The sequence below is a fragment of the Paracoccus endophyticus genome, assembly GCF_003286075.1.
GTDB lineage: Bacteria > Pseudomonadota > Alphaproteobacteria > Rhodobacterales > Rhodobacteraceae > Paracoccus > Paracoccus endophyticus.
In genome coordinates this window covers 45,374-71,985 of record NZ_QLUV01000001.1, presented here as the reverse complement: position 1 = coordinate 71,985, position 26,612 = coordinate 45,374, and the positions used below count along the sequence as shown (strand labels likewise).

Annotated in this window: 26 protein-coding genes; 17 read left to right on the top strand and 9 right to left on the bottom strand. The window is 70.9% G+C overall.

What is annotated here, in order from left to right; translation table 11 throughout:
- The first annotated feature begins 26 nt into the window (after positions 1–26).
- Complete coding sequence (gene cysE / locus DPQ23_RS00345) at positions 27–854, top strand: serine O-acetyltransferase (protein WP_112872702.1); 828 nt, start codon at positions 27–29, stop codon at positions 852–854.
- Here cysE and DPQ23_RS00340 read toward each other — a convergent pair.
- The 7 genes from DPQ23_RS00340 to rlmJ all read right to left on the bottom strand — a co-directional run bounded on the left by DPQ23_RS00340 (position 851) and on the right by rlmJ (position 6,277).
- On the bottom strand, positions 851–1,918 hold the full coding sequence (locus tag DPQ23_RS00340; protein ID WP_112872701.1) for a quinone-dependent dihydroorotate dehydrogenase: 1,068 nt from the start codon (positions 1,916–1,918) through the stop codon (positions 851–853). The genes cysE and DPQ23_RS00340 overlap by 4 nt on opposite strands.
- Positions 1,915–2,250 (bottom strand): DUF952 domain-containing protein, encoded by a 336-nt coding sequence (locus DPQ23_RS00335; protein ID WP_112872700.1) that lies wholly within the window; start codon positions 2,248–2,250, stop codon positions 1,915–1,917. Before DPQ23_RS00335 ends, DPQ23_RS00340 begins: the two co-directional genes overlap by 4 nt.
- Positions 2,244–2,897, bottom strand: a complete 654-nt coding sequence (locus DPQ23_RS00330; RefSeq protein ID WP_112872699.1) for an N-acetylmuramoyl-L-alanine amidase — start codon at positions 2,895–2,897, stop codon at positions 2,244–2,246. Before DPQ23_RS00330 ends, DPQ23_RS00335 begins: the two co-directional genes overlap by 7 nt.
- A 66-nt stretch (positions 2,898–2,963) precedes the next feature.
- The gene (locus tag DPQ23_RS00325) at positions 2,964–3,641 is read right to left on the bottom strand and encodes a hypothetical protein (protein ID WP_112872698.1); all 678 of its coding nucleotides are present in this window, start codon (positions 3,639–3,641) and stop codon (positions 2,964–2,966) included.
- Between the two features lie 28 nt (positions 3,642–3,669).
- Entirely contained in the window at positions 3,670–5,148 is a 1,479-nt protein-coding gene (gene gatA, locus DPQ23_RS00320; protein WP_112872697.1) for an Asp-tRNA(Asn)/Glu-tRNA(Gln) amidotransferase subunit GatA, read from the bottom strand.
- Positions 5,145–5,432, bottom strand: a complete 288-nt coding sequence (gatC, locus tag DPQ23_RS00315) for an Asp-tRNA(Asn)/Glu-tRNA(Gln) amidotransferase subunit GatC (RefSeq protein WP_112872696.1) — start codon at positions 5,430–5,432, stop codon at positions 5,145–5,147. Before gatC ends, gatA begins: the two co-directional genes overlap by 4 nt.
- 65 nt (positions 5,433–5,497) lie before the next feature.
- Complete coding sequence (gene rlmJ, locus DPQ23_RS00310; protein WP_112872695.1) at positions 5,498–6,277, bottom strand: 23S rRNA (adenine(2030)-N(6))-methyltransferase RlmJ; 780 nt, start codon at positions 6,275–6,277, stop codon at positions 5,498–5,500.
- Positions 6,278–6,898: 621 nt separating this feature from the next.
- On the opposite strand from rlmJ, the gene DPQ23_RS00305 reads away from it, so the two are divergent.
- The 15 genes from DPQ23_RS00305 to DPQ23_RS00235 all read left to right on the top strand — a co-directional run bounded on the left by DPQ23_RS00305 (position 6,899) and on the right by DPQ23_RS00235 (position 22,640).
- A complete protein-coding gene (locus tag DPQ23_RS00305; RefSeq protein ID WP_112872694.1) occupies positions 6,899–7,990 on the top strand; it encodes an Mrp/NBP35 family ATP-binding protein in 1,092 nt (363 codons plus the stop codon).
- A 602-nt stretch (positions 7,991–8,592) separates the two neighbouring features.
- The gene (gene mraZ, locus DPQ23_RS00300) at positions 8,593–9,108 is read left to right on the top strand and encodes a division/cell wall cluster transcriptional repressor MraZ (RefSeq protein ID WP_112872693.1); all 516 of its coding nucleotides are present in this window, start codon (positions 8,593–8,595) and stop codon (positions 9,106–9,108) included.
- Positions 9,109–10,074 (top strand): 16S rRNA (cytosine(1402)-N(4))-methyltransferase RsmH, encoded by a 966-nt coding sequence (gene rsmH, locus DPQ23_RS00295; RefSeq protein ID WP_112872692.1) that lies wholly within the window; start codon positions 9,109–9,111, stop codon positions 10,072–10,074.
- On the top strand, positions 10,074–10,502 hold the full coding sequence (gene ftsL / locus DPQ23_RS15815) for a cell division protein FtsL (RefSeq protein WP_240602353.1): 429 nt from the start codon (positions 10,074–10,076) through the stop codon (positions 10,500–10,502). The genes rsmH and ftsL overlap by 1 nt, the downstream gene beginning before the upstream one ends.
- Before the next feature lie 5 nt (positions 10,503–10,507).
- Complete coding sequence (locus DPQ23_RS00285; protein ID WP_112872691.1) at positions 10,508–12,310, top strand: peptidoglycan D,D-transpeptidase FtsI family protein; 1,803 nt, start codon at positions 10,508–10,510, stop codon at positions 12,308–12,310.
- 14 nt (positions 12,311–12,324) lie between these two features.
- Positions 12,325–13,809 carry a UDP-N-acetylmuramoyl-L-alanyl-D-glutamate--2,6-diaminopimelate ligase gene (locus DPQ23_RS00280; RefSeq protein WP_170310742.1) on the top strand — a complete coding sequence of 495 codons (1,485 nt, stop codon included), beginning with the start codon at positions 12,325–12,327 and terminating at the stop codon, positions 13,807–13,809.
- Complete coding sequence (locus DPQ23_RS00275) at positions 13,806–15,197, top strand: UDP-N-acetylmuramoyl-tripeptide--D-alanyl-D-alanine ligase (protein WP_112872690.1); 1,392 nt, start codon at positions 13,806–13,808, stop codon at positions 15,195–15,197. The genes DPQ23_RS00280 and DPQ23_RS00275 overlap by 4 nt, the downstream gene beginning before the upstream one ends.
- A 4-nt stretch (positions 15,198–15,201) precedes the next feature.
- A complete protein-coding gene (gene mraY / locus DPQ23_RS00270; RefSeq protein ID WP_112872689.1) occupies positions 15,202–16,284 on the top strand; it encodes a phospho-N-acetylmuramoyl-pentapeptide-transferase in 1,083 nt (360 codons plus the stop codon).
- A gap of 73 nt (positions 16,285–16,357) precedes the next feature.
- Positions 16,358–17,761: a UDP-N-acetylmuramoyl-L-alanine--D-glutamate ligase gene (gene murD / locus DPQ23_RS00265; RefSeq protein ID WP_112872688.1), complete on the top strand. Its 1,404-nt coding sequence runs from the start codon at positions 16,358–16,360 to the stop codon at positions 17,759–17,761.
- Positions 17,762–17,822: 61 nt separating this feature from the next.
- Positions 17,823–18,314, top strand: coding sequence for a GFA family protein (locus DPQ23_RS00260; RefSeq protein WP_112872687.1), 492 nt, complete (start codon positions 17,823–17,825; stop codon positions 18,312–18,314).
- 81 nt (positions 18,315–18,395) lie between these two features.
- Complete coding sequence (locus DPQ23_RS00255; RefSeq protein WP_112872686.1) at positions 18,396–19,562, top strand: peptidoglycan glycosyltransferase FtsW; 1,167 nt, start codon at positions 18,396–18,398, stop codon at positions 19,560–19,562.
- Positions 19,559–20,659, top strand: coding sequence for a UDP-N-acetylglucosamine--N-acetylmuramyl-(pentapeptide) pyrophosphoryl-undecaprenol N-acetylglucosamine transferase (locus DPQ23_RS00250; RefSeq protein ID WP_112872685.1), 1,101 nt, complete (start codon positions 19,559–19,561; stop codon positions 20,657–20,659). The genes DPQ23_RS00255 and DPQ23_RS00250 overlap by 4 nt, the downstream gene beginning before the upstream one ends.
- Positions 20,656–22,080 carry a UDP-N-acetylmuramate--L-alanine ligase gene (gene murC / locus DPQ23_RS00245; protein WP_112872684.1) on the top strand — a complete coding sequence of 475 codons (1,425 nt, stop codon included), beginning with the start codon at positions 20,656–20,658 and terminating at the stop codon, positions 22,078–22,080. Before DPQ23_RS00250 ends, murC begins: the two co-directional genes overlap by 4 nt.
- A gap of 1 nt (position 22,081) precedes the next feature.
- Entirely contained in the window at positions 22,082–22,354 is a 273-nt protein-coding gene (locus DPQ23_RS00240) for a DUF2484 family protein (RefSeq protein ID WP_112872683.1), read from the top strand.
- A 1-nt stretch (position 22,355) separates the two neighbouring features.
- Entirely contained in the window at positions 22,356–22,640 is a 285-nt protein-coding gene (locus DPQ23_RS00235; RefSeq protein ID WP_112872682.1) for a hypothetical protein, read from the top strand.
- Between the two features lie 220 nt (positions 22,641–22,860).
- On the opposite strand, the gene betC is transcribed toward DPQ23_RS00235, so the two are convergent.
- Complete coding sequence (gene betC, locus DPQ23_RS00230; protein WP_112872681.1) at positions 22,861–24,378, bottom strand: choline-sulfatase; 1,518 nt, start codon at positions 24,376–24,378, stop codon at positions 22,861–22,863.
- A 100-nt stretch (positions 24,379–24,478) separates the two neighbouring features.
- Positions 24,479–25,417 carry a choline ABC transporter substrate-binding protein gene (choX, locus tag DPQ23_RS00225; RefSeq protein WP_112872680.1) on the bottom strand — a complete coding sequence of 313 codons (939 nt, stop codon included), beginning with the start codon at positions 25,415–25,417 and terminating at the stop codon, positions 24,479–24,481.
- Positions 25,418–25,624: 207 nt separating this feature from the next.
- On the opposite strand from choX, the gene murB reads away from it, so the two are divergent.
- A complete protein-coding gene (murB, locus tag DPQ23_RS00220) occupies positions 25,625–26,560 on the top strand; it encodes a UDP-N-acetylmuramate dehydrogenase (RefSeq protein ID WP_112872679.1) in 936 nt (311 codons plus the stop codon).
- Positions 26,561–26,612 lie beyond the last annotated feature (52 nt).

Below are 26,612 nucleotides of genomic sequence, written 5' to 3'. Positions count from 1 at the left end.
GGCCGCATGTCATACGGAGTGCGGCGATGGATGGACAGGGCGACATGGAGCAGATCGCTGCAGCCGGACACGCGCCGCTGTGGGACCGCATCCGCGAGGAGGCGAGCCGCGCGGTTCTGGACGAGCCGTTGCTGGGGGCGCTGATCCATGCCGGGCTGCTGCACCATCCGACGTTTCAGGCGGCGCTGGGCTATCGCTTTTCGCTGAAGCTGGCCTCGGGCGAGATGTCCGAGCAGATCCTGCGCGAGATCGCCGACGACGCCCACCTGCGCGAGCCGCGTCTGGCCCAGGCGGCGCGGCGCGACCTTGAGGCGGTGTTCGAGCGCGACCCCGCCTGCCATCGGCTGATGCAGCCGATGTTGTTCTTCAAGGGCTTTCAGGCGCTGCAGGCCTATCGCATCGGGCATTGGCTGTGGAACAGCGGGCGCACCGACATGGCGTATTTCGTGCAGATGCGCTGTTCCGAGGTGTTCGGGGTCGATATCCATCCCGCGGCGCGGATCGGGACCGGGGTGATGATCGACCACGCCCATTCCATCGTGATCGGCGAGACCGCCGTGGTCGGCAATGACGTGTCGATGCTGCATTCCGTCACGCTGGGCGGCACCGGCAAGGAGGACGGCGACCGCCATCCCAAGATCGGCGACGGGGTGATGATCGGGGCCGGGGCGAAGGTGCTGGGCAACATCAGCGTCGGCCATCACAGCCGCATCGCGGCGGGGTCCGTCGTGCTGGCCGAGGTGCCGCCCTGCAAGACGGTGGCGGGGGTGCCCGCCCGCATCATCGGCGACGCGGGCTGCGCGGCGCCCTCGGACGTGATGAACCAGTTGCTGGGGTTCGACGACGTCTTCTAGCGCGCCCAGCGTTCGGCGTCGCGCCCGGTCAGGTGCGACAGATGGCCGATGCCGTGTTCGGCCAGGCGCGCGTCAAGCGCGCGCGCGATCCGGTCGGCCAAAGAAAATCCCTGATAGATGAGCGCGCTGTAGACCTGGATCGCCGATGCGCCCGCGGCGATCTTGTCCCACGCCTGCTGGGCCGAGCCGATGCCGCCCACGCCGATGATCGGCAGGCGGCCCTGCGTCAGGCGATAAAGCCGCGCAAGCTGCCGGGTCGACAGGTCGAACAGCGGCGCCCCCGACAACCCCCCGGCCTGGGCCGCATGGGCCGAGGTCAGGCCGCTGCGCGACAGGGTGGTGTTGGTGGCGATGGCGCCGTCCACGCCGCTGTCGCGCAGCACGGCGGCCAGTTCGGACAACGCGGCCTCGTCGAGGTCGGGGGCGATCTTGACGAAGACCGGGGGCCGCGCGCCCGATGCGTCGCGCGCGGCCAGCACGCCCGCGATCAGCGCCGCCAGCGCCCGCGCGCCCTGAAGGTCGCGCAGCTTTTCCGTGTTGGGTGAACTGACGTTGATGGTCAGGAAGTCCGCCACCGGGGCGGCCTGTCCGGCGACGCGGGCGAAGTCGGCGGCGCGATCGGCGCTGTCCTTGTTGGCGCCGATGTTCAGCCCCACGGGAACCGTGCCCCGCCGGCGCGCCGCCAGACGCGCGGCGATCCGGTCGATGCCGTCGTTGTTGAAGCCGAAGCGGTTGATGATCGCGCGGTCCTCGGCCAGCCGGAACAGCCGCGGCCTGGGATTGCCGGGCTGGGGCAGGGGCGTGGCCGCGCCCACTTCGACAAAGCCGAATCCGGCGCGGGCCAGTGCGCCGACCGCCACGGCATTCTTGTCGTAGCCTGCGGCAAGGCCCACGGGATTGGGCAGGGACAGCCCGGCGACATCGGTGGCCAGCCGTGGCGAGGTGAAGGGGCCGCCCGGTCCCGGCACAAGACCGGCGGCGAGCGCCCGCAGTGACCAATCGTGCGCGCGTTCCGGGTCGAGCCGGTGCAGCGCGGCAAGGCCCGCGCGTTCAATCAGGGTCACGGCAGGGCTCCGATCCGGTGGCCGTCAGGCGTCAGGGGCAGATCGCGCGACCAAGCGATGTCGTCGCGTCGCAGGTCGCGGTAAAGATGCGGGAACAGCGCGCCGTTGCGCGACGGCTCCCACAGCAGATCGGGGCCCAAGGACGCGATCTCGCACGCCAGAAGTGTCAAACCCGCTTCGTCCCTGAAGTGGCGGTCGAGGGTGCCGGGCAGTTGCTCGGCGGTCGAGAAATGGACGAAGCCGTCCCGGCGGTCTGCCGGGGAACCGGCGGAGTGTCCGGCGGCCAGAAGCTGGGACCATTCCGCGGCGCGCAGGACCTTGTAGATCAGCATGAGTGCGTCATCTGCGCGAGCACCGCGGCGGTGCGCCGGTCCGCAGGCGATTCGCTGCCCGTGGCCCAGGGACAAAAGCGCAGCCGAAAGGCGCGCAGCCGGTCTGCGGCCGCGGCGGCGGGATAGCCGATGAGGTCGAGCGAGGCGGTGAGCGGGGGCCCGTCGCCCTGCCCGGGGTCGTCTGACCACAGCGCCAGCCCCGCCAGCCCGAGCCGACGCCAGTCAAAACGGGGGCCGGGATCGGCCTTGCGGTCGGGGGCCATGTCCGAATGACCGATCACGCCGCGGGGGGCGATGCGCCAGCGGGCCATGACGTCGGCGAGCAGGTCCTCCAGCGCCGCCATCTGGGGCGCGGGGAAGGGCCGGTCGCCGGGGTTCACGATCTCGATCCCGATGCTGTGGGAATTGACATCGGATCGCCCCTGCCATGACCCGGCCCCCGCGTGCCACGCGCGACGATCCTCGGGGACCAGGGGCTCGGTCGCGCCCGTCTCATGCACGAGCCAGTGGGCCGAGACCTCTGCCGTCGGGTCGCACAGCCGGGCGCGGGCCGAGAGCGAATCGGGCATGCCGGTGTAATGCAGCACGATCAGGTCGGGCGCGCTGGTGCCGCGCCGGGGGCCATGGTTGGGCGACGGAGGAGTCATGCGGCAGGGCTTGTGAAAACCGACACGGGGCAGGATCGCGCGTGACACACGGCAGGCGTCCTGCGCTTACAGCGGGTTGACCCGCCGCGGAGAGGGGCGCCATCCGCAGGCGTAGCCGTCGCCATCGGGGTCGAGACCGAAGCGGTCGGATCCGGGGCCGCCATTGCTCAGGAATGCGTCCTGTGCCGCGGCGGGCGAGGCAAAGCCGGTGCAGGCCAGACCTGCGGGGCGCGGATTGGCCCGGGGCCAGACCGGCGTGCCTGGTGCATTGCGCGCCGTCGCCGCATAGCTGTCGAGCAGCGGAGAGCCCGAGAGCGGCGTCACGACGCTTTCGGAAGTGGAGGGGACGCGCCCGCGACGCGCTGTGCCCGGCGGGACGACCAGGGCCTGCGGCGGCGTCAGTCGCGGGTCGACGGCGGGCGCACGGTTGCGAACCGGCGCGGATTGCACCCGGGCACGGGCAGCGGCCTCGGCGGCCGTCTGCGGCCTTGGGGGTGTCGTGGCGCGTTCCAGAATGCGGACCGGGGACGGACCGGCGATGTCCTGTGCCGTCGGCGCGTTCACGGGCAGGGCCACCGGCACGATCCGCGGCGGCTCGGCCCGCGCGCCGGTCAGCGCCAGTTCTCGCTGGCGCAGATAATCGCCGTAGGGCGTTGCCTGAGCCTGGTAGTTCGGGTTCCAGCCGCTGTTTTCGCCCGAGCAGGCGGCAAGCGCGATGAACGGGAGGAGTATCAGGGTCCGCATGGTTGCCTCGCGCAATGTCATCTTGGTCTTACCACCAGCGGACGGGCTTGGCGACAAAACCCGCAGCCTTTTCCAGCACGAGCCCATGGTTCAGCAGGTTGCCCTCGTCCCAGGGACGGCCGATCAGTTGCAGCCCCAGAGGCAGGCCCTGCGCGTCAAGCCCGACAGGCACCGACAGGCCCGGCAATCCGGCGAGGTTCACGGTCACGGTGAAGATGTCGTTGAGATACATCTCGACGGGGTCGGCCGCGTCCATCGCCCCCAGCGCAAACGCCGCCGAGGGCGTCGCGGGGGTCAGGATCGTGTCGATCCCCTGGGCAAAGGCCTGGTCGAAGTCGCGCTTGATCAGGGCGCGAACCTTGCGGGCGCGGTTGTAATAGGCGTCGTAGAAGCCCGCCGACAGCACATAGGTGCCGATCATCACGCGGCGCTGCACCTCGGGGCCGAAGCCTTCGGCGCGGGTCCGTTCGTACATTTCGGTCACGCCGTCACCGGCGGCCAGCCTGGCGCGACGGCCATAGCGCACGCCGTCATAGCGGGCCAGGTTCGACGACGCCTCGGCAGGGGCGATGACGTAATAGGCGGGCAGCGCGTATTTCGTGTGCGGCAGGCTGATGTCCACGACCTCGGCGCCCGCGTCGCGCAGCATCTCGGCGCCCTGCGCCCACAGCGCGTCGATTTCGGGCGGCATCCCGTCCATTCGGTATTCGCGGGGGATGCCGATGCGCTTGCCACGGATGTCGCCCGTCAGCGCGGCCTCGTAGTCCTCAACAGGGCGGTCGGCGCTGGTCGAATCCTTGGGATCGACCGAGGCCATCGCGGCCAGCATGATTGCCGCGTCCCGCACCGTCCGGGTCATCGGCCCGGCCTGGTCGAGCGACGAGGCGAAGGCGATCGTGCCCCAGCGGCTGACGCGTCCATAGGTCGGCTTCAGCCCCACGATGCCGGTGAAGGCCGCGGGCTGGCGGATCGAGCCGCCGGTGTCGGTGCCGGTCGCGGCAAGGCACAGGTCGGCCGCCACCGCCGCGGCCGAGCCGCCCGACGAGCCGCCGGGCGTCAGCAGCCGGTCGTCCACCTTCCACGGGTTCACCGCATCGCCATAGACGCTGGTCTCGTTGGACGAGCCCATGGCGAACTCGTCCATGTTCAGCTTGCCCAGCATCACCGCGCCGGCGTCGAACAGGTTCTGCGTGACGGTCGATTCGTATTCAGGCCGAAAGCCTTCGAGGATGCGGGAGGCCGCCTGCGAGGGCACGCCGCGCGTGCAGAACAGGTCCTTGATCCCGACCGCGATGCCGCACATTGCCGGCGCGTCGCCTGCCGCCAGTCGCGCGTCGGCCGCGGCGGCCTGGGTGCGGGCCAGATCAGGCGTGTGATGGACGAACGCGTTCAGCGCGCCTGCCTGGTCGATGGCCGACAGGCAGGCCTCGGTCAGGTCGACGGCAGAGATGTCGCGAGCGCGCAGGCGGTCGCGCGCCTCGGCGATCGTCAGGCTGTTCAGGGTCATTCCACCACCTTGGGAACGGCGAAGAAGCCTTCGCGCGCGTCGGGCGCGTTCTTCAGGATGCGGTCCTGCATCGATCCGTCCGTCACCACGTCCTCGCGCCGCTTGAGGCGCATCTTCTCGACGCCGGTCATCGGTTCGATGCCCTCGACGTCGACCTCGTTCAGTTGTTCCATGAACTGCAGGATGTCGCTCAATTGGGCCGCCAGCGCCGAAAGCGCGTTGTCGGCGACCGCGATCCGCGCCAGATGCGCGACCTTGCGGGCCTCGGCTTCGGTAATCGACATGGCGTGTTCCTTTTGCTTGTGCTGCGTTTATCCCCGGCGGCACCATCCCGCAAGTCGCGCGCCGGTCACCGCAGCGGCTGAAAGACAGCGGCAAGCCGGGCCGCTTCGTCCGCCAGGCCGAAGGGCGGGTTGATGATGAACATCCCCGATCCGATCATGCCATGGCCCGGGCGGGCCGGGCGAAACCCCACCTGAGAGAGCAGTCCCTGCGGATGGCTGGCCGTCAGGTCCGCCACCATGCCGGCGTGGCGGGCGTCGCCCAGCACCGGATACCACAGGGCGATCACCCCCACGTTCCACTTGCGGGCCAGGCGTGAGACGATGCCCGGCAGGCGGTCGAAGTCGGCCTTGACCTCGTAGCTGGGGTCGATCAGCAGTAGGCCGCGCCGCGGCGTGGGCGGTATCAGGGCATTGGCCATGGCGAAGCCGTCGGCATTGTGCAGATGGGCAAAGCCCGCCACCGCCGCCAGGGCGGGGTATTCGGCCGGGTGCAGTTCGGCAAGATGGGCCACGTCGCCGGGCCGCAGGAAGTGGCGCGCGATCAGGGGCGATCCGGGGTAGGCATCAGGGCCGTGCACGGCGCGCACCGCCGCCAGCGCAGACAGCAACGGGTGGTCGGCCGGCAGCCAGTCCTCGGCCAGGGCGCGGGTGATTCCCGCCGTGGCCTCGCCCGTGCGGGCGGCCTGGGGCGAGCGGAGGTCGTAAAGCCCGCGGCCGGCATGCGTTTCGAGATAGGTGAACGGCTTGTCCTTGGCCGCAAGGCGCGCCAGCGCAACCGCCAGCAGCGCGTGCTTGTGCAGGTCGGCCAGGTTTCCGGCGTGATAGGCGTGCTGATAGGACAACATGCCCCGTGAGTAGTGGCCGCCGATCAGAATGGAAAGCGGCGGCACCCGGGGAGGAGGAGGGGTGCCGCCGCGCAACGCTGGCCCGGGAGGAGGGGCCGCGTATGGGGTGCGGTGGCCGCCTGGGAGGAGGAGGGGCCGCCACCGCGAACGATCGGCCCCAGGGAGGAGGAGGGGGCCGCCGTAACTGGTCCCGCCTTGACCCGGCGGGAGAGGGAAGCGGCGGCCCCGGGGAGGAGGGAGGGGCCGCCGCCGTGCCAGCGTCACCCCAGGGAGGAGGAGAGGGGCGCCGCAAGACAGGAACGTCGGCCGGGGAGGAGGTCGGCGTCCATTCCTTGGATGCAAGATGCAAGTTTTGCTGCGACTGCACAATGGATGTTTGCGCGGAACAGCCATGCGCACAGTGCATTTCACATACAGGTGATTGGCTGGTTAAGCAGCAGAATGATGTTTTTTTGGTCACAGGTCAAACTGAGTTTTGTTGAGCTATGATCGTGACGCAAGGTTTCGGTGGAACTTTCCTGTGTTTCGCTGCGTGGCAGCAGGCCGGCTGTGCGGGCTGTCGGCCCCGGCGCGGCTTGCCTATAGTCGATGGACCGGAACGCAGCAGGTGGAGACAGAAAGATGGGTGTAAGTCGTGAGGCCGTGATGGCCGAACTGGGCCGCGTGATCGTTCCCGGCGGTCGCTCGATGGTGGAGGCGGATCTTGTCCGCGCCTTGCAGATCGGCCCCGATGACGTCCGCTTTGTGCTGGAGGCGCCGGACGCCACCTATGCGCGCGCGCTTGAGCCCGCGCGCGCCGAGGCCGAGGCGCGGCTGCGCGCGCTGCCGGGGGTCGCGCGTGTCCAGATCGTCACCACGGCCCCGGCCGGAAAGGCGCCGCCGGTCGCCGCCCAAAGCGGCGCTGGGGCCCCGCCGGCGCTGAAGATCGGCCGCCACCCGACCCCGCAGGCCGGACCCCAGGCCATCCCCGGCGTTGCCCGGATCGTGGCCATCGGCTCGGGCAAGGGCGGGGTCGGGAAATCCACCCTGACGACGAACCTGGCGGTGGCGCTGGCCCGCAGCGGCCGCCGCGTGGGCGTCCTGGACGCCGACATCTATGGGCCGAGCCAGCCGCGGATGCTGGGCGTGACGGAACGCCCCCGCAGCGAGGGCGACCGGATCATTCCCATTCGCGCCCACGGCGTGACCATGATGTCCCTTGGCCTGATGATGAAGGAAGGCGAGGCCGTGGTCTGGCGCGGCCCGATGCTGATGGGGGCGCTGCAGCAGATGCTGAACCAGGTGGAGTGGGGCGACCTGGACGTTCTGCTGGTCGATCTGCCGCCCGGCACCGGCGACGTGCAGCTGAGCCTGTGCCAGAAGGCGCCGGTGACTGGCGCCATCATCGTGTCCACCCCGCAGGACGTGGCGCTGATCGACGCGCGCCGGGCGATCGACATGTTCGACAAGCTCAAGACCCCGGTTCTCGGACTTGTCGAGAACATGTCTACCTATGTCTGTCCGAACTGCGGGCACGAGGCGCATCTGTTCGGTCACGGGGGCGTCGCGGCCGAGGCGCAGGCGCGTGGCCTGCCATTCCTGGGCGAGATCCCGCTGGATCTGTCGGTGCGCACGGGGGGCGATTCGGGTCAGCCGGTCGCCGCGGGGTCTGGCCCGGTGTCGGACGCTTATGCCCGTCTGGCGGCCCGCCTGGTCGCGGGCGGCATGGCCTGAGGGCGCACAGGTGGCAGCACGCCGGGAAATGACGGGAAACTGCCTGTGTCGGGGGCGCCGGCCCGGCGAAATCCAGAATCACCACTTCGTGAGTCCGCGCGATCAGCAGGGTCGGCGGGGCCTTGCCGCGTGCGGGCGAGGCTTGGGCTGAAACCCGCGCTCTGCGTCGATCCTGCAACAGAAAACAGCCCTCAAGATGTTGTAGGGATTCGGGTTTTTTCTCTCAAGGCCTTATGATGAATAACATTTCCACATAGGCGTTCTGCGGCCGTTCCCGTGATGGGACGTGGGGAATGACCCTGGCAGACCGCAGATATCCGTTGCTTCCCATGAATTCCCATGGCATCCCCTGTAACACGGATGACGGGCAGTGAAGGGGCGACCAAGACCCCGGCCAAGGCAGGCTTCATACAGGCACCCGCCTTCCGCAAAGCGACCCGGTCGCGCGCGAGCAGCACCTTCCCCCGAGGTGGCGCGACGAACACGGGCGATCCCCGAAACTTCGGGGCCCAGAGATGGGACGAGGGCGGCGGATCGGGCAGTGGCAGCGGCCCGATCCGCCCTTTCCCGTTGCGGGCAGGGACAGTGGAAGGAATGCGGGCTTGGCGCGCAGGTTCAGAGGCTCGGACGAGGTGAAGGTCGACGCCAAGGGGCGCGTCTCGATCCCGGCCAAGTTCCGCCGCGTCTTCGAGACCTGCGACCCCGACTGGGAATCCGGCAGGCGCCCGCAACTGGTCATCGTCTACGGCCGTGACGAGTGGCGCCACCTGGAACTGTACACCATCGAGGCGATCCAGGAGATCGACGACCAGATCGACCTGATGCAGCGCGGCTCGGCCGAACGCCGCCTGCTGGAATCCATCATGCATGGCAGCGCCGAGGAGGCCGAGATCGACCCCGACGGGCGCCTGGTCCTGCCGCAGAAGCTGCGCGAGAAGATCGGGCTGGATGACCGCGCCTTTTTTGTCGCCGCGGGCGATTACCTCAAGGTGTGGCGACCCGAAACCTATTCCGAGGTCGAGGGCGACGCGGTCGAGGCGCTGGTCGCCAGCTTCGAGCCTGGCTTCGATCCGCGCTCGCTGCTGCCGCCGCTGCCGCCCAAGACACCCGGGGCCTGAGTGGTGGAGGCCCCGCACGTTCCCGTCCTGCTGCGTCCGCTTCTGGCGGCGGTGGCCCCGGTATCGGGGGTCTGGGCTGACGGCACCTTCGGGGCCGGCGGCTATGCCCGGGGCCTGCTGGAGGCGGGCGCGGGCCGGGTGATCGGCATCGACCGCGACCCGTCTGCCTTTGCCCTCGCAGCAGCATGGGCTGCCGCGTACGGCGACAGGCTGCGGCTGGTGCCCGGCACGTTTTCCGATCTGGACAGCCTGGCGGGCGAGCCGCTGGACGGCGTGGTGCTGGATCTGGGCGTCAGCTCGATGCAGCTGGACCAGCCGGACCGCGGCTTTTCCTTTCTGCGCGACGGGCCGCTGGACATGCGGATGGGCGGCGACGGACCCTCTGCCGCCGACCTTCTGAACCGGGCGGACGAATCCACCATCGCCGATGTGCTGTATCATTATGGCGAGGAGCGCGCCGCGCGCCGGATCGCCCGCGCCATTGTGGCCGCCCGGCCGCTGTCGCGCACGGGCGAACTGGCGCAGATCGTCGCCGCCCAGCTGCCGCGGGCAAAGCCCGGGCAGAGCCATCCCGCCACCCGCGCCTTTCAGGCCATCCGCATCTGGGTCAACGACGAGTTCGGCCAGTTGGTCGCGGGCCTGACCGCGGCCGAGCGGGCGCTGAAGCCCGGCGGCCGGCTGGCCGTCGTCAGCTTTCATTCGCTGGAGGACCGAATCGTCAAGCGATTCATGCAGGCGCGCGCCAACGCCGCGGGCGGCGGCAGCCGCCATGCCCCGCAGGTGGTGCAGGACGCCGCGGCGTTCACCCTGCCGTTCCGGCGCGCGATCGGTCCCGACGACGCCGAACTGGCCGCCAACCCCCGCGCCCGCTCGGCGCTGCTGCGCGTGGCCATCCGCACCGATGCACCGGCCCGCGCCATCGAGGGCGCGTCCCTGGCGCAGCCCATCCTGCCCGGGGGCGGATGATGCGGTCGGTGCTGTATCTGCTTGTCGCGTTGGTCGTGATGGGGCTGGCCTTCTGGGCCTATCGCGAAAACTATCGCACCCAGGGCCAGATCGACCGCATGCAGGCGGTCCAGAACGAGATGGCCGGCTTGCGCGACAACCTGGGGGTGCTGCGGGCGGAATGGGCGTTTCTCAACCGGCCCGACCGGCTGCGCGAGCTGGTCGATCTGAACTTTGACCGGCTGCGCCTGGTGCCGGTGGGCGCAGGCCAGTTCGGCACTGCGGCCAACGTCGATTACCCCGCGCCCGATGCGCCGGCGCCGCCCGACATCGAACTGGGCGCCGCAGGCCCCGCACCCGCCGCAGCCTATGCCGGCGGCCCGCGCGCCCGTCCGGGCTGGCTTGGTCCGGCCCCCACTGCCGCCCCTTCCGCCCTGCCCGAGGAGTGACCGCCATGATTCTCACGCCCCTGCGCCCACTGGCCCGCATCCTGCGCGCCCGCGAGACGGGACAGGACCCAGACGAGATCGAAGCCGAGCTGCGCGCCGCGCGCCACGCCGAGATCCAGGACAAGGCCCGCAGGCGCGCGGAAACCCGGCTGAAGGTGATCGTGGGCAGCTTTGTCCTGGCCTTCGGTCTGGTCGGGTTCCGCATGGGGGCGCTGGCCCACAGCCAGCCGACCGAGCCGCGGGCGCTGGCCTCGGGCGCGCAGATCATCTCGCAGCGCGCCGACATCGTGGACCGGCGCGGCCGGGTGCTGGCCACCAACCTGTCCACGCACGCGCTTTATGCCCATCCGCGCGACCTGGTCGATCCGGCGCGCGCCGCGCGGGAACTGGCCGAGATCTTCCCGGACCTGGACGCCAAGCGGCTTGCGGCCGACCTGACCGGTGACCGCAAGTTCGTCTGGATCAAGAAAAAGCTCAGCCCCGAGCAGATGCAGGCGGTCCACGACATCGGCGAGCCGGGCCTTGTCTTCGGCCCGCGCGAGATGCGGCTTTACCCCAACGGGCGCCTCGCCAGCCACATCCTGGGCGGATCGCAGTTCGGCAACGAGGGCGTCAGCAGCGCCGAGGTGCTGGGCATGGCCGGCGTCGAGAAGGCCTTCGACAACTGGCTGCGCGACCCCGCCAACGCCGGCGCGCCGCTGGCGCTGTCCATCGACCTGACGGCGCAGGCCGCGATGGAGGAGGTGCTGGGCAACGGCATGAAGGTGATGAACGCCAAGGGCGCGACCGGCATCCTGATGGAGGTGGCGACCGGCGAGATCGTCGCCATGGCCAGCCTGCCCGACTTTGACCCCAACGACCGGCCGAAGCCGCTGCTCAAGGGGGACCCGTCGGACAGCCCGCTGTTCAACCGCGCGGTGCAGGGCCAGTACGAGCTCGGCTCGACCTTCAAGATCTTTCCCGTGGCGCAGGCGATCGACGAGGGGCTGGTCAATGCCAACACCATGATCAACTCGTCCTCGCCGATGAAGATCGGCAAGTATCTGATCCACGACTTTCACAACTATGGCGGGCAGCTGTCGGTCGCGGACATCATCGTGAAATCCTCGAACGTGGGGACGGTGCGGATCGCGCAGATGCTGGGGGCCGACCGCCAGCAGAAGTTCCTGAAGGACCTGGGCTTCTTCGAGGCGACCCCGGTCGAGATGTCCGAGGGCCCGACCGGCAAGCCGCTGGTGCCGCAGCGCTGGCCTGCGGTGACGGCGGCGACGGTCGCATTCGGTCACGGGCTGGCCGCCAGCCCCCTGCATCTGGCGTCGGCCTATGCCACGCTGGCCAATGACGGGCGCCGCGTGCGGCCGACGCTGGTTCACCGCAAGGACCATCCGCCCGGCGAGCAGGTGCTGTCGCCGCGCGCCGCCGCCGCCGCGCGCGATCTGCTGCGCCAGGTGGTGACGCGCGGCACCGCCCGGCAGGCCGAGGTTGCGGGCTATGGCGTGGGGGGTAAAACCGGCACCGCCGACAAGCCGCGGCCGGGCGGGGGCTATTACGCCAGCAAGGTCGTCTCGACCTTCGCGGCGGTCTATCCGTCCGACAAGCCGGCCTATGTCCTGGTGGTGTCTCTGGACGAGCCGTCGGTCGCGGCCGCCGGCGGCGGGGAATCGCGCACCGCCGGCGCCACGGCCGCGCCGGTCGCCGCCGCGCTGGTTCACCGCCTGTCGCCCATGCTGGGCCTGCGCCCCGACCACGTGACCCTGCCCGTGATTGCACCCCGGCCGGACGATGGCCTAAAGGTCGTGTCCAACTGACAACGGGGGACAGGGTGACAGGCAACGGCAAGGGGCTGAACCGGCTTGGCCTGCGGGCGCGCGACGGGCGCGATCCGCAGATCACGGGCCTGTCGCTGGATTCGCGCACGGTGCGCGACGGGCATCTGTTCGCGGCGCTGCCCGGATCGGCGGTCCATGGGGCCGAGTTCATCCCCTATGCGCTGCGCCAGGGGGCGGCGGCGATCCTGACCGACCGCGCGGGCGCCGAGATGGCCGCCGGTGCGCTGGCCGGGTCCGACGCGGCGCTGGTCGTGGCCGAGGATGCGCGCGCCGCGCTGGCCGGGGCGGCGGCGCTGTGGTTCGACGCCCAGCCCGACACGGTCGTTGCCGTCACCGGCACCTCGGGCAAGACCTCGGTCGCCAGCTTTACCCGCCAGCTCTGGCAGGCGCTGGGCCACAAGGCGATCAGCCTGGGCACCATGGGGGTCGAGGGCGACCATGTCGCCAGGCTGGCCCACACGACCCCCGACCCGGTCACGCTGCACCGGGTGCTGGCCGAGGCGGCGGCCGCCGGCGTCACCCACGCCGCGATGGAGGCGTCGTCCCACGGGCTGGACCAGCGGCGGCTGGACGGTGTGCGCCTGAAGGCCGGGGCGTTCACCAACTTCAGCCAGGACCACCTGGACTATCACAAGGACTTCGACGCGTATTTCGCGGCCAAGGCGCTGCTGTTCACGCGCGTTCTGGAACCGGGAAGCTTTGCGGTCGTCAACACCGACGACCCCCGCGGGGTGCAGATGGCGCAGATTGCCCGCGACCGCGGCCTGCATCTGGTGACGATCGGCCGCGGGCCGGACGCGGACCTGCGTATTCTGGGACAGCGTTATGACGCCACCGGGCAGGAGGTGCGATTCGCGCTGAACGGGCAGGCCCATCTGGTGCGGCTTGACCTGATCGGCGGTTTTCAGGCCGAAAACGTGCTGGCCGCGGCGGCGCTGGTCATCGCGACGGGGGCCGAGCCGCAGCGCGTGGTCGATGCGCTGCCGGGCCTGACCACCGTGCGCGGCCGGATGCAGCTTGCGGCCGTTCGCCGCAACGGGGCGGCCGTGTTCGTGGACTATGCCCACAAGCCCGGCGCGGTGACCGCCGCGCTGCAATCGCTGCGCCCGCACGTTCTGGGCCGCATCATCGTCGTGATCGGCGCGGGCGGCGACCGGGATCGGGGCAAGCGGCCGCTGATGGGGCAGGCGGCGGCGCAGCACGCCGATGTCGTCTATGTCACCGACGACAACCCCCGCACCGAGGACCCCGCCGCCATCCGGGCCGAGGTCATGGCCGGCGCGGGATCCGAGGCCACCGAGGTCGCCGACCGGGCCGAGGCGATCCTGCGCGGCGTGGACGCCCTGCAACCCGGCGACGCGCTGCTGATCGCCGGCAAGGGGCACGAGACCGGGCAGATCGTCGGCACCGACGTGTTCCCCTTTGACGACGCGGAGCAGGCCTCTGTCGCCGTGGCCGCGCTGGATGGCATGATATGACCCTGTGGACCGCGGCCGACGCCGCCGCAGCGACCGGGGGGCGCGTGACCGCGGACTGGGCGGCGGACGGCCTGTCCATCGACAGCCGCACGATCCGGCCGGGCGATCTGTTCGTCGCGTTGAAGGACGCGCGCGACGGCCATGGTTTCGTCGCGCAGGCGCTGGCCAGGGGCGCGGCCGCCGCGCTGGTCAGCCGCATTCCCGACGGCGTGGCCGCGGACGCGCCGCTGCTGGTGGTTCCCGACGTCATGGCCGCGCTGGTGGCGCTGGGCCGCGCCGGCCGCGCCCGGACGGGCGCGCGGGTGCTGGCGATCACCGGGTCGGTCGGCAAGACCTCGACCAAGGACATGGCCGCCGCCGCCCTGGCGCCCCTGGGCCGGATCCACGCGGCCGAGGCCAGCCTGAACAACCATTGGGGCGTGCCCCTGACGCTGGCGCGGATGCCGGCCGACACGGACTATGCGATTCTCGAACTGGGCATGAACCACCCCGGAGAGATCGAGCCGCTGGCCCGCATGGCGCGTCCCCATGTCGCCCTGATCACCACCATCGCCCCCGCGCATCTCGAGGCGTTCGGATCGCTGGACGGCATCGCCCGCGAGAAGGCGTCGATCTTTGCGGGGCTTGAGCCGATGGGCAGCGCGATCATCCCCGAGGACCTGGACGTCACCCCCATCCTGCGCGACGCCGCCGACGCGGTGGGCGCCATCGTCGTGGGCTTTGGTCGCGACGGCATGGCGAAACCCCTGTCGGTCGCCGTCGATGCCGATGGCCACACGACCCTGACCGCGCGCGTGCTGGGCGAGACGGCCTGCGCGACGCTGGCCACCGCCGGGGCGCATTTCGTCATGAACGCCGTCGGCGTGCTGGCGGCGCTGGTCCGGCTGGGCGCGGACCTGCCCACGGCGGCGCGGGGGCTTGCCGACTGGCGGCCCTATCGGGGGCGCGGCGCGGTCGAACGGCTGGGCGGCGTCACGCTGCTGGACGACAGCTACAACGCCAATCCCGCCAGCCTGTCGGCCGGGCTTGCCACGCTGGACCGGCTGCCGGCGGGCCGGCGCGTCGCGATCCTGGGCGACATGCTGGAACTGGGGCCGGACGAAAACGCCCTGCACGCCGCGATGGCGGACGACCCCGCGATGGCAGGCGTCGCCGTGGTCCACTGCTGCGGGCCGCGGATGCGGCACCTGCACGACGCGCTGCCCGCCGGCCGGCGGGGCCTGTGGGCGCCCGACGCCGACGCGCTGATCGCGCGACTGGACGATCTGGTGGCCGAGGGCGATGTCGTCTTCGTCAAGGGGTCCAAGGGATCGCAGGTCGCCCGCGTGGTTGACGCGATCCGCAAATCACGCCAGACGCCCCCCCCTGCGACGCAAGAACGGACCTGACCGGATGCTTTACTGGCTTACCACGCTTTCCGACGGGGGCGGCGTGTTCAACCTGTTCCGCTATATCACCTTCCGGGCAGGGGCCGCGTTCTTCACGGCACTGGTCTTTGGCTTCCTGTTCGGGCGGCCGCTGATCAACTGGCTGCGGTTCAAGCAGAAAAAGGGCCAGCCGATCCGCGACGACGGCCCGCAGACCCATTTCGTCAAGGCGGGCACGCCGACGATGGGGGGGCTGCTGATCCTGTCGGCGCTGTTCGTGTCCACGCTGCTGTGGGCGCGGCTGGACAGCGGCTATATCTGGATCGTGCTGCTGGTCACGGCGGCGTTCGCGGCGATCGGGTTTGCCGACGATTACGCCAAGGTCACCAAGCAGCATCACGCGGGGCTGTCGGGCCGGGTGCGGATGGGGATCGGCCTGGCCGTGGGGGCGCTGGCGGGCCTTGCCGCCGCGGCGCTGCACCCCGACGCCCTGTCGGGGCAACTGGCGCTGCCCTTCTTCAAGGATGCGCTGATCGGGCTGGGCATCGTCTTCGTTCCCTTCGCGATGCTGGTGATCGTCGGCGCGGCCAACGCGGTGAACCTGACGGACGGGCTGGACGGGCTGGCCATCGGCCCGGTGATGATCGCCGCCGGCACGTTCGGCGTGATCTCGTACCTGGTCGGCAACGCCAATTTCGCCAACTACCTCGGCGTCCACTTCGTCCCCGGCACGGGCGAGATCGTGGTCTTCACCGCCGCGCTGATCGGGGGGGGCTTGGGGTTTCTGTGGTACAACGCGCCGCCCGCCGCGGTGTTCATGGGCGACACCGGCAGCCTTGCGCTGGGCGGCGCGCTGGGGGCCATCGCCGTCTGCATCAAGCACGAGATCGTGCTGGCCATCGTCGGCGGCCTGTTCGTGGTCGAGGCGCTGAGCGTCATCATCCAGGTGCTGTACTTCAAGCGCACCGGCAAGCGCGTGTTCCTGATGGCCCCGATCCACCACCACTTCGAGAAAAAGGGCTGGGCCGAGCCGACCATCGTTATCCGCTTCTGGATCATCGCCATCATCCTGGCGCTGATCGGGCTGAGCACGCTGAAGCTGAGGTGAGGGATTCTTCCTTGTCCAAATATCCCGGGGGTCCGGGGGCTGGCCCCCGGCACCCGCGCCACAGGAGCCGACCATGATCCCCGTCCAGGGCGTCGAGAACCAGACCATCGCCGTCCTCGGCCTCGGGCGATCGGGCCGGGCCAGCGCCGCGGCGCTGGCCGCAGGGGGCGCGCGCGTCGTCGCCTGGGATGACAGCGCCGAGACGCGCGCGCAGGCGCAGTCGGACGGGCTGACGCTTCTCGACCTGACCCGCGACACGGGCTGGGCGGAGCCGGTCGCGGCGCTCATCACCTCGCCCGGCATCCCGCATCTTTACCCCGCGCCCCATCCGGCCATTGCACAGGCCCTGGCGCGGGGGGTGCCCGTGGACAACGACATCGGCCTGTTCTTCCGCAGCTTTGCGACGGGCGACTGGGACCAGATGGACAAGCCGCCGCGCGTGATCTGCGTCACCGGGTCGAACGGGAAATCGACCACCACGGCGCTGATCCACCACATCCTGACCGAAGCGGGGCGGCCCACGCAGATGGGGGGCAACATCGGGACGGGCGTGCTGTCGCTTGACCCGCCCGAGGACGGCGAGGTCGTGGTGCTGGAGCTGTCGTCCTATCAGACCGACCTCGCCCGCGCGCTGACGCCCGATGTCGCCGTGTTCACGAACCTGTCGCCCGATCACATGGACCGGCACGGGGGCATGGGGGGCTATTTCGCGGCCAAGCGGCGGCTGTTTGCCGAGGGCGGCCCGGACCGCGCGGTCGTCGGCGTGGACGAGGCCGAGGGGCGCTATCTTGCCAACCAGCTCGCGCAGGGGCCGCAGGACGACCGCGTGATCCGTGTCTCGGTCGAGGGCAGGCTGGACGGGTTCGGCTGGGCGGTGTCGGCCCGCAAGGGGTTCTTGGCCGAATGGCGCAAGGGCCGGCAGGTGGCGTCCATCGACCTGCGCGAGATCAGGGGCCTGCCCGGCGCGCACAACCACCAGAACGCCTGCGCTGCCTATGCCGCCTGCCGCAGCGTCGGGCTGTCCCCGCGCGAGATCGAGGCCGCGTTCGTGACCTTTGCCGGCTTGCCGCACCGCAGCCAGACGCTGGCCGTGATCGGGGACGTGCGATGGGTCAACGACAGCAAGGCCACCAATGTCGACGCCGCGGCCAAGGCGCTGCTGGCCTTCGACCGCATCCGCTGGATCGCGGGGGGGCTCGGCAAGGACGGCGGCATCGCCGCGCTCGCCCCGCATCTGGGCCGCGTGGCCAAGGCCTATCTGATCGGCCATTCGGCCCGCGACTTTGCCCTGCAGCTTGGCGCGACCCCGCACGAGGTCGTCGAGACGATGGAGGCGGCGGTGGCCCGCGCGAGCGCCGAGGCGCAGCCCGGCGACACCGTCCTGCTGGCCCCCGCCGCGGCCAGCTTTGACCAGTATCCCAACTTCGAGAAGCGCGGCGAGCATTTTGCCGCGCTGGTCGCCGCGCTGCCGCGCTGACGGGGCTTGCCCCACCGCACGCCGCGCGCCACCCTCGCCCCAGTCCAGCAGGGGGAACACGATGAACGGACGGTGCATCTGCGGGTCTGTCACCTATCGGCTGGCCGACGCGCCGCTGTTCGTGCAGTGCTGCCATTGCAGCTGGTGCCAGCGCGAGACGGGCAGCGCATTCGCCGTCAACGCGCTGATCGAGACCGACCGCGTGGCCGTCACGGGGCCGGTGCGTGAACGCACGATCCCCACCGCCTCGGGCAAGGGGCAGGTGCTGGTGCAGTGCGCGGACTGCGGCGGCACCATCCTCAGCCACTATGCCGGCGCGGGGCGCGCGATGGCCTTCGTCCGCACCGGCACGCTGGACGACGCGACCACGCTGTCGCCCGACATCCACATCTTTGTCGGCACCCGCCGCCCGTGGGTCGTCCTGCCCGACGGCGTGCCCGCGGCCCAAGGCTATTACCGCGCCGCCGACCACTGGTCCCCCGCAGCCCTGGCCCGGCGCGAGGCGCTGCGCGGCGCGCGGCCCCGTGATCCCGCCGCGCCCAATCCGCAGTAGCGCGGGGCCCGCAATCGCGCTATCCTTGTCCCCAGACCCGGACCAACCGGGCAGGGCAGAGGCAGTGACGGCGGTATTCCCATGACCGAGATGGTCTTTGGCGCCACGCCCGTGCGGGCGGGCGATCCGATTCTTCCACGCTGGTGGCGCACGGTCGATCGCTGGTCGATGGCCTGCGTGCTGCTGCTGTTCGCCATCGGGCTGCTGCTGGGACTGGCCGCATCGGTTCCGCTGGCCGAGCGCAACAACCTGCCGCAGTTCTACTATGTCACCCGGCAGCTGATCTTCGGGGGCGCGGCGCTGGGCGTGATGCTGGTCATCTCGATGCTGTCGCCGGTGCAGGTGCGCCGGCTGGGGGTGGTGCTGTTCCTGGGGGCGCTGGCGACCGTGATCGCGCTGCCGGTGATCGGCACCGACTTTGGCAAGGGGGCCACACGCTGGCTGTCGCTGGGCTTTGCCTCGGTCCAGCCGTCCGAGTTCCTCAAGCCCGGCTTCGTGGCGCTGTGCGCCTGGTTCATGGCCGCCTCGCAGGCGGTGGGCGGACCGCCGGGGCGGCTGTATTCCTTTTTCGTGGCGCTGGTCGTCATCGTCCTGCTGGCGTTCCAGCCCGACTTCGGGCAGGCGTCGCTGGTGCTGTTTTCCTGGCTGGTGATGTATTTCGTCGCCGGCGCGCCGGTGTCGCTGATCGCGGGGTCGATCGGGCTGGCCGGGGCGGGGGGCGTTCTGGCCTACAACAGCTCGGAGCACTTCGCCCGCCGCATCAACGGCTTCCTGTCGGCCGAGGTCGATCCGCGCACGCAGATCGGCTATGCCACCAACGCCATCCAGGAGGGCGGGTTTTTCGGCGTGGGCGTGGGCGAGGGGTCGGTCAAGTGGTCGCTGCCCGACGCGCACACCGACTTCATCATCGCCGTCGCCGCCGAGGAATACGGCTTTGCCCTGGTGATGATCATCATCGCGCTGTACGGCGTGATCGTCACCCGCTCGCTGTGGCGCCTGCTGCGCGAACGCGACCCGTTCGCGCGCATCGCGGGCACAGGGCTGGCCTGCGCCTTTGGCGTGCAGGCGCTGATCAACATGGGCGTGGCGGTGCGGCTGCTGCCGGCCAAGGGGATGACGCTGCCCTTCGTCAGCTATGGCGGCTCGTCGGTGATCGCCTCGGGGATCGCGATGGGCATGCTGCTGGCGCTGACCCGCACCCGGCCGCAGACCCTGATCGCCGACGTGCTGGGGCGCGCGGCGCGATGACCGGGCGGGCGGGACAGGGACGGCTGGCGCTGATCGCGGCCGGCGGCACAGGCGGGCACATGTTCCCCGCGCAGGCGCTGGCCGAACGCCTGCTGGCGGCAGGCTGGCGCGTCACGCTGTCCACCGACGACCGCGGCGCGCGCTATGCCGGGGGGTTCCCGCCGGCCGTGGTCCGCAAGGTCGTGCCCTCGGCCACGACGGCGCGGGGCGGGCTGCTGGGCCGTCTGACCTCGCCCGCGCGGATCGGGGCGGGCATCGCGCGCGCCATCGCCGCAGCGCGCGCCGACCGCCCGGCGGTGGTCGTGGGCTTTGGCGGCTATCCCACCATCCCCGCCATGAGCGCGGCACTGGCCCTGCGGATCCCGCGGATGATCCATGAACAGAACGGGGTCATGGGCCGCGTCAACCGCGCCTTTGCCCCCCGCGTGCAGACCGTCGCCTGCGGAACCTGGCCCACCGAGCTGCCGGGCGGCGTCACCGCCGTCCATACCGGCAACCCGGTGCGGCAGGCGGTGCTGGACCGCGCAGGCGCGCCCTATGACCCCCCGGCCGAGGGGCCGCTGCGCCTGCTGGTCATCGGCGGCAGCCAAGGCGCGCGGGTGCTGTCGGACATCGTGCCCGCCGCGGTCGCGGCCCTGCCGGACACGATGCGCGCGCGGCTGTCCGTCAGCCATCAGGCGCGGGCCGAGGACGCCGACCGCGTCGCCGCCGCCTATGATCGCGCAGGGGTTCCCGCCGAGGTGCAGCCGTTCTTCACCGACGTGCCCGAACGGGTCGCGGCGGCGCATCTGGTCGTCAGCCGCGCCGGCGCGTCGTCGCTGGCCGACATCGCCGCGATTGGGCGCCCGTCGATCCTGATCCCCTATGCGGCGGCGGCGGGCGACCACCAGTCGGCCAACGCCCGCGCCCTGGCCGACGCAGGCGCGGCGATCGTGCTGCCCGAATCCGTGCTTGACGCGGCTAGCCTGACGCGCGACCTGCACGCCATCCTTTCGGACGGAACCCGCGCGGCCCAGATGGCCGCCGCCGCCCTGTCGCTGGGCCGCCCCGACGCGGCGGCCCGCCTGCATGACCTCGTGACGGAGCTTGCCGCATGAACGCTGCCACCAAACTGCCCGGCGAGCTGGGCCCCATCCATTTTGTCGGCATCGGCGGCATCGGCATGTCCGGCATCGCCGAGGTGCTGATGACGCTTGGCTATGCGGTCCAGGGGTCCGACGCCAAGCGGTCCAAGATCACCGACCGGCTGGAAACCCTGGGCGCCACCGTGTTCGAGGGTCAGCGCGCCGACAACATCGGCGACGCGGGCGTGGTCGTGATCTCGACCGCCATCAAGAAGGGCAACCCCGAGCTTGAGGAGGCGCGCCGCCGCGGCCTGCCCGTGGTGCGCCGGGCCGAGATGCTGGCCGAGCTGATGCGCCTGAAATCGAACATCGCCATCGCGGGCACCCACGGCAAGACCACGACGACGACGATGGTGGCGACGCTGCTGGATGCGGGGGGGTTCGATCCCACCGTCATCAACGGCGGCGTGATCCATGCCTATGGCTCGAACGCGCGCGCGGGTGCGGGCGAATGGATGGTGGTCGAGGCCGACGAATCGGACGGCAGCTTCAACCGCCTGCCCGCGACCATCGCCATCGTGACCAACATCGACCCCGAGCACATGGAGCACTGGGGCAGCTTCGACGCGCTGCGCAAGGGCTTCACCGACTTCGTGTCGAACATCCCGTTCTATGGGCTGGCCGTCTGCTGCACCGACCACCCCGAGGTGCAAAGCCTGGTCGGCCGCGTCACCGACCGGCGCATCGTCACCTTCGGCTTCAACGCCCAGGCCGACGTGCGGGCGATCAACCTGCGCTATGACAGCGGCGTCGCCCATTTCGACGTGGCCCTGCAAGGGGAACGGGGCGACGACGGCGCGGTGCCGGTGATCGAGGGCTGCACCCTGCCCATGCCGGGCGACCACAACGTGTCGAATGCGCTGTCGGCCATCGCCGTGGCCCGTCACCTGGGGATGAAGCGCGCCCAGATCCGCGAGGCGCTGTCGCGCTTTGCCGGCGTGGGTCGCCGCTTTACCAAGGTGGCCGAGGTGGGGGGCGTGACCATCATCGACGACTATGGCCACCACCCGGTCGAGATCGCCGCCGTGCTGAAGGCGGCGCGCCAGTCCACCCAGGGACGCGTGATCGCCGTGCACCAGCCGCACCGCTATTCGCGCCTGTCGAGCCTGTTCGACGATTTCTGCACCTGCTTCAACGAGGCCGACGTCGTCGCCATCGCTGAGGTCTATTCCGCGGGCGAGGACCCGATCCCCGGCGCATCGCGCGACGATCTGGTGGCCGGGCTGATCGCCCACGGCCACCGCCATGCCCGCGCGGTCATGGACGAAACCGACCTGGTGCGGCTGGTGCGCGAGCAGGCGCGGCCGGGCGACATGGTGGTCTGCCTGGGGGCGGGCACGATCTCGACCTGGGCGAATGCGCTGCCCGACCGGCTGATGGCGCGGGCGGCCTGAGATGGTTGCCTGGCACGCCATCCTGTGCCTTGCCGCCAGCGTCCTGTGGGTGCTGGGCGTGTCGCTGATCGGCCGCCTGCCGTACCGCCACCGGATGCGCGCGCTGGTCGTGGCGGTCGTGGCCGGGGTGCCCATCCTGGGGCTGGTGACGTGGAAATGCGGGCCGCTGCTGGGGCTGGCGGCCTTTCTGGTCGGCCTGGCGCTGCTGCTGCGGCCACAGCGCACCAGCGGCGCGCGAACGGGCCGCGCCTTGCCCTCGGCGGAAAGCGACTGACATGATCGAACTGGGAGACTGGCTGGTGCCGGGACTGATCGCAGGCATCGTGCCCGGCCTGGCCGCCTGGTGGCTGACCCGGCGCAATGGCCCGCTGGGTCTGGCGATGGCGCTGGGGTTCTGTGCGGTGGTGGCGCTGGGCGGCTGGATCCTCACGCAGCGCACCCTGCCGCTGGACCAGATGGCGCAGCAGGCGGGGATCATCTTCTTTGTCGTGACACCCGCCCTGGTGTCGCTGATCCTGGGGGCGGTGGCCGGGTTCTGGGCCGCCCACCGCGAGCGTTAGGGCAGGGGCCGGCAGCCCGGCCTGCCGGGTGCGAGGGGGTGCCGCGTTCCGCCTGAGACAACGGGCTTTCGGGGAGGCTGGCCCTTCGCCCGGGGCTGGCCGCCGCAGCGACAGGCAGCCGCCGCCAGGCCGCCGTGTCGATCACGGCGCGCCTCGTGGCCCCCCGGATCGCCGGCTGTGTTCCGGCCCGGGGCCGCGCCCCGCCCCAGGCGGCCGGCGGTCACTCGCCGCGGGGAAAGCGTTTGCTCTCCTCCAGCGTGTCCAGGTTCATGTGGTTGCGCATGTAGCGTTCGGATGCCTGCATCAGCGGCTGGTAGTCCCAGGGGAAATACGCGCCGTTGCGCAGCGCCTCGTACACCACCCAGCGCCGTGCCTGGCTTTCGCGCACCTCGGCGTCATAGGCGGAAAGGTCCCAGCGCGCCTCGGCCATCGCCCGCAGGCGGGCCAGCGTGCCCGCCTGCGCGGGGTCGGGGGCCAGGTCGGTGCGTTCGGACGGGTCCGCGTCCAGGTCGAACAGCTGTTCGGGATCGGCCAGGCAGCGGGTGTATTTCCAGCGCCCGTCGCGGATCGCCACCATCGGCGACACCGTTCCTTCGGCGGCGTATTCCATCGGCACGGGACCGCGCGGCGCGCCCGCCGCCACCGGGCACAGCGAGACGCCATCGGTCCAGGGCATCACCTCGTCCATCGATAGCCCGACCAGATCGCACAGCGTCGGCAGCAGATCGATGGTGCTGACCGGCGTGTCCACCCTGCCGGTCGCAAGCGCCGGCCCCATGCCCTCGACCGGCGCGATCATCAGCGGCACCCGGGCCGAGGGGTCGAAGAAGGTCATCTTGAACCACAGGCCGCGGTCGCCCAGCATCTCGCCGTGGTCCGACAGCACGACGACGATCGCCTGCTGGCGGGTATCGCGCAGCACGCCCAGGATCTCGCCGATCTTGTCGTCGACATAGCTGATGTTGGCGAAATACCCCTGCCGCGCGCGGCGGACCTGATCGGGCGTGATGGCATAGTTGCGCCAGTCGCAGGCGTCCAGGATGCGCTGCGAATGGGGGTCCTGCGCCGCATAGGGGATCGGCGGGGGCGGTTCCAGTTCGGGGGCGTTCTCGTACAGGTCCCAGTAACGCCGGCGCGCGACGAACGGGTCGTGCGGATGGGTAAAGCTGACCGTCAGGCACCAGGGGCGCTCGTCCGCGCCCCGCGACAGGTCGTAAAGCTTGCGGCAGGCGTGATACGCGACCTCGTCGTCATATTCGTACTGGTTGGTGATTTCCGCCACGCCCGCGCCGGTGATCGATCCCATGTTGTGATACCACCAGTCGATCCGCTCGCCCGGCCTGCGGTAATCGGGGGTCCAGCCAAAGTCGGCGGGATAGATGTCGGTGGTCAGCCGCTCCTCGAACCCGTGCATCTGGTCGGGGCCGACGAAGTGCATCTTGCCCGACAGGCAGGTGGCATAGCCCGCGCGGCGCAGGTGATGGGCATAGGTGGGGATGTCGGACGCGAACTCGGCCGCGTTGTCATAGACGCGGGTGCGGCGCGGCAACTGTCCCGACATCAGCGACGCCCGGGCGGGCGCGCACAGCGGGCTGGCGGTGTAGCAGGTCGCGAACCGGGCCGAGCGGGCGGCCAGCGCGCGCAGATGGGGCGCGTGCAGGAAGGCCGCCGGGCCATCCGGGAACAGCACCCCCGACAGCTGGTCGGCCATCAGGATCAGGATATTGGGGCGGGACATGGTCGCCTGTGAAAAAACGAAAGGGACGGGCGGGCGCCCGTGGCAGGCGCCCGCGGCAAGCGCGCAGGGCCGGGCGACAGGCGCGCCCGGCCACGATGCGTCACTTCAGCGCGGCCTCGACCGCTGCCAGGCCGGGCTGGCCGTCCAGCGTGGTCACGCCGTCCAGCCAGGCCGCCAGGGGCGCGGGATTAGCCGCAAGCCACGCCCTGGCCGCCGCCGGGCCGTCCATCCCGTCGTTGAGGATGCTGCCCATCAGGGCGTTTTCCATCTCGACGTCGAAGATCATCTGGCCCAGCAGCCGGGCGGCATTGGGGCACTGTTCGGGCCAGCCCGTGCGCGCCAGCGTGTGAACGGTCGCGCCGCCGAAATCGGGGCCGAACTCGGCGTCGCCGCCGGACAGATAGGTGATCTGGTGCGCGACGTTCATCGGATGCGGCGCCCAGGCCAGGAACACCGTGGGCGTTCCGGCCTGATCGTTGCGCGCGACCTGCGCCAGCATCGCCTGCTCGCCCGATTCGACCAGTTCCCAGTCGCCCAGTCCGTGCTTGTCGTCGGCGATCATCTTCGCGATGGACTGGTTGGCGGGCGCGCCGGGCTCGATCCCGTAGATCTTGCCGTCGAACCTGTCGCGCTGCGCGTCAAGCTGCGAGAAATCCGTGACCCCCAGGTCGGCACCGGCCTTGTTGACGCCCAGCGTGAACTTGGCCCCGATCAGGTTCTGCACCAGCTCGACCGCCGCGCCGGACTTCTCCAGGTCTTCGCGGAACGCCTTTTGCGCGGGCATCCAGTTGCCCAGGAACACGTCGATGGTGCCCCCCTTCATCGCTTCGTAGCCGATGGGCACGGACAGGGTCTGCACGTCGGCCTCGTAGCCCAGCGCCTCGAGCACGGTGGCCGCCACGCCGTTGGTGGCGGTGATGTCGGTCCAACCCGGGTCCGACAGCCGGATGGTGCCACAGGCGGCGGCATCGTCGGCCAGCGCGGGACCGGCCGACAGGGCGGCCACAAGGGTCAGGGGGATCAGACGGCGCGTCGTCATGGGCAAGCCTCGCCTTCGGGGGGATGCCGCCGCGGGATGCGGGCGGTCTGCGGCGCGGATCGTGCCGCTGCCTTGGGCAGATTGCAACCCGCCGCCCCGTCTGGCCCCGGTCTGGCTCCCGTCTGGCCCCCTCGCCTGCCGCCCCCTCTGCCTGCTTGCCGCAGTCCGCGCGCGCCCCTAAGAACCGCGCCAACAGCGGAGACGCCGATGACCGACCTGCCCCGCCCGCGCGGCACCCTGACTGCGAACCGGCCCTTGGCCGACCTGACCTGGCTGCGCGTGGGCGGCCCGGCCGACTGGCTGTTTCAGCCCGCCGACGCCGACGACCTTGCGGCCTTTCTGCGCGACCTGGACCCGGCCGTTCCCGTCTTTCCGATGGGCGTCGGCTCGAACCTGATCGTGCGCGACGGCGGCATCCGGGGCGTCGTGATCCGCCTTGGCCGCGGCTTCAACGGGATCGAGATCGAGGGCGACACCGTCCGCGCGGGCGCCGCCGCGCTGGATGCCCATGTCGCCCGGCGCGCGGCCGAGGCGGGACTGGACCTGACCTTCCTGCGGACGATCCCCGGCAGCATCGGCGGGGCCGTGTGCATGAACGCGGGCTGCTATGGCGCCTATGTGGCCGATCACCTGGTGACGGCCGACCTGGTCGCGCGCGACGGCGCGGCGGTGACGCTGGACGGGCGCGAGCTGGGCTTCGCCTATCGCCACAGCGAGATCCCGCCCGGCTGGGTCCTGACGGGCGCGACCTTTCGCGCCGAACGGGGCGACCCGGACGCGCTGGCCGCGCGGATGGACGACCAGATCGCGCGCCGGGACGCCAGCCAGCCCACGCGCGAGCGCAGCGCCGGATCGACCTTCCGCAACCCCGCCGGCCACAGCTCGACCGGGCGCGCCGACGACAGCCAGGCGCTGAAGGCCTGGTCGCTGATCGACGAGGCGGGGCTGCGCGGCCGTCGCCTGGGCGGCGCGCAGATGAGCGAGAAACACCCGAACTTTCTGCTCAACACCGGCGGCGCGACCGCCGCCGAGCTGGAATCGCTGGGCGAGATGGTCCGCGACCGGGTGCGCGCCCTGACCGGGCTGGACCTGACCTGGGAGGTCGTCCGCATCGGCGAGCCAGCGCCCCCCGCGGCAGGCTGACAGCCCGCGGACGGGCTGCGCAGGGCCGCCGTGTCCGCCGGGCGGGCCAGGG

Excerpts from the sequence above, each read along its gene's own strand:
- murB (WP_112872679.1), top strand. The coding sequence starts at position 25,625 with ATGACCGACCTGCCCCGCCCGCGCGGCACCCTGACTGCGAACCGGCCC.
- murC (WP_112872684.1), top strand. The coding sequence starts at position 20,656 with ATGAACGCTGCCACCAAACTGCCCGGCGAGCTGGGCCCCATCCATTTT.
- DPQ23_RS00235 (WP_112872682.1), top strand. The coding sequence starts at position 22,356 with ATGATCGAACTGGGAGACTGGCTGGTGCCGGGACTGATCGCAGGCATC.
- DPQ23_RS00260 (WP_112872687.1), top strand. The coding sequence starts at position 17,823 with ATGAACGGACGGTGCATCTGCGGGTCTGTCACCTATCGGCTGGCCGAC.
- DPQ23_RS00240 (WP_112872683.1), top strand. The coding sequence starts at position 22,082 with ATGGTTGCCTGGCACGCCATCCTGTGCCTTGCCGCCAGCGTCCTGTGG.
- DPQ23_RS00335 (WP_112872700.1), bottom strand. The coding sequence starts at position 2,250 with ATGCTGATCTACAAGGTCCTGCGCGCCGCGGAATGGTCCCAGCTTCTG.
- DPQ23_RS00250 (WP_112872685.1), top strand. The coding sequence starts at position 19,559 with ATGACCGGGCGGGCGGGACAGGGACGGCTGGCGCTGATCGCGGCCGGC.
- DPQ23_RS00325 (WP_112872698.1), bottom strand. The coding sequence starts at position 3,641 with ATGCGGACCCTGATACTCCTCCCGTTCATCGCGCTTGCCGCCTGCTCG.
- betC (WP_112872681.1), bottom strand. The coding sequence starts at position 24,378 with ATGTCCCGCCCCAATATCCTGATCCTGATGGCCGACCAGCTGTCGGGG.
- choX (WP_112872680.1), bottom strand. The coding sequence starts at position 25,417 with ATGACGACGCGCCGTCTGATCCCCCTGACCCTTGTGGCCGCCCTGTCG.
- gatC (WP_112872696.1), bottom strand. The coding sequence starts at position 5,432 with ATGTCGATTACCGAAGCCGAGGCCCGCAAGGTCGCGCATCTGGCGCGG.
- gatA (WP_112872697.1), bottom strand. The coding sequence starts at position 5,148 with ATGACCCTGAACAGCCTGACGATCGCCGAGGCGCGCGACCGCCTGCGC.
- DPQ23_RS00255 (WP_112872686.1), top strand. The coding sequence starts at position 18,396 with ATGACCGAGATGGTCTTTGGCGCCACGCCCGTGCGGGCGGGCGATCCG.
- DPQ23_RS00275 (WP_112872690.1), top strand. The coding sequence starts at position 13,806 with ATGACCCTGTGGACCGCGGCCGACGCCGCCGCAGCGACCGGGGGGCGC.
- DPQ23_RS00285 (WP_112872691.1), top strand. The coding sequence starts at position 10,508 with ATGATTCTCACGCCCCTGCGCCCACTGGCCCGCATCCTGCGCGCCCGC.
- cysE (WP_112872702.1), top strand. The coding sequence starts at position 27 with ATGGATGGACAGGGCGACATGGAGCAGATCGCTGCAGCCGGACACGCG.
- DPQ23_RS00305 (WP_112872694.1), top strand. The coding sequence starts at position 6,899 with ATGGGTGTAAGTCGTGAGGCCGTGATGGCCGAACTGGGCCGCGTGATC.
- ftsL (WP_240602353.1), top strand. The coding sequence starts at position 10,074 with ATGCGGTCGGTGCTGTATCTGCTTGTCGCGTTGGTCGTGATGGGGCTG.
- rlmJ (WP_112872695.1), bottom strand. The coding sequence starts at position 6,277 with ATGTTGTCCTATCAGCACGCCTATCACGCCGGAAACCTGGCCGACCTG.
- mraY (WP_112872689.1), top strand. The coding sequence starts at position 15,202 with ATGCTTTACTGGCTTACCACGCTTTCCGACGGGGGCGGCGTGTTCAAC.
- murD (WP_112872688.1), top strand. The coding sequence starts at position 16,358 with ATGATCCCCGTCCAGGGCGTCGAGAACCAGACCATCGCCGTCCTCGGC.
- DPQ23_RS00330 (WP_112872699.1), bottom strand. The coding sequence starts at position 2,897 with ATGACTCCTCCGTCGCCCAACCATGGCCCCCGGCGCGGCACCAGCGCG.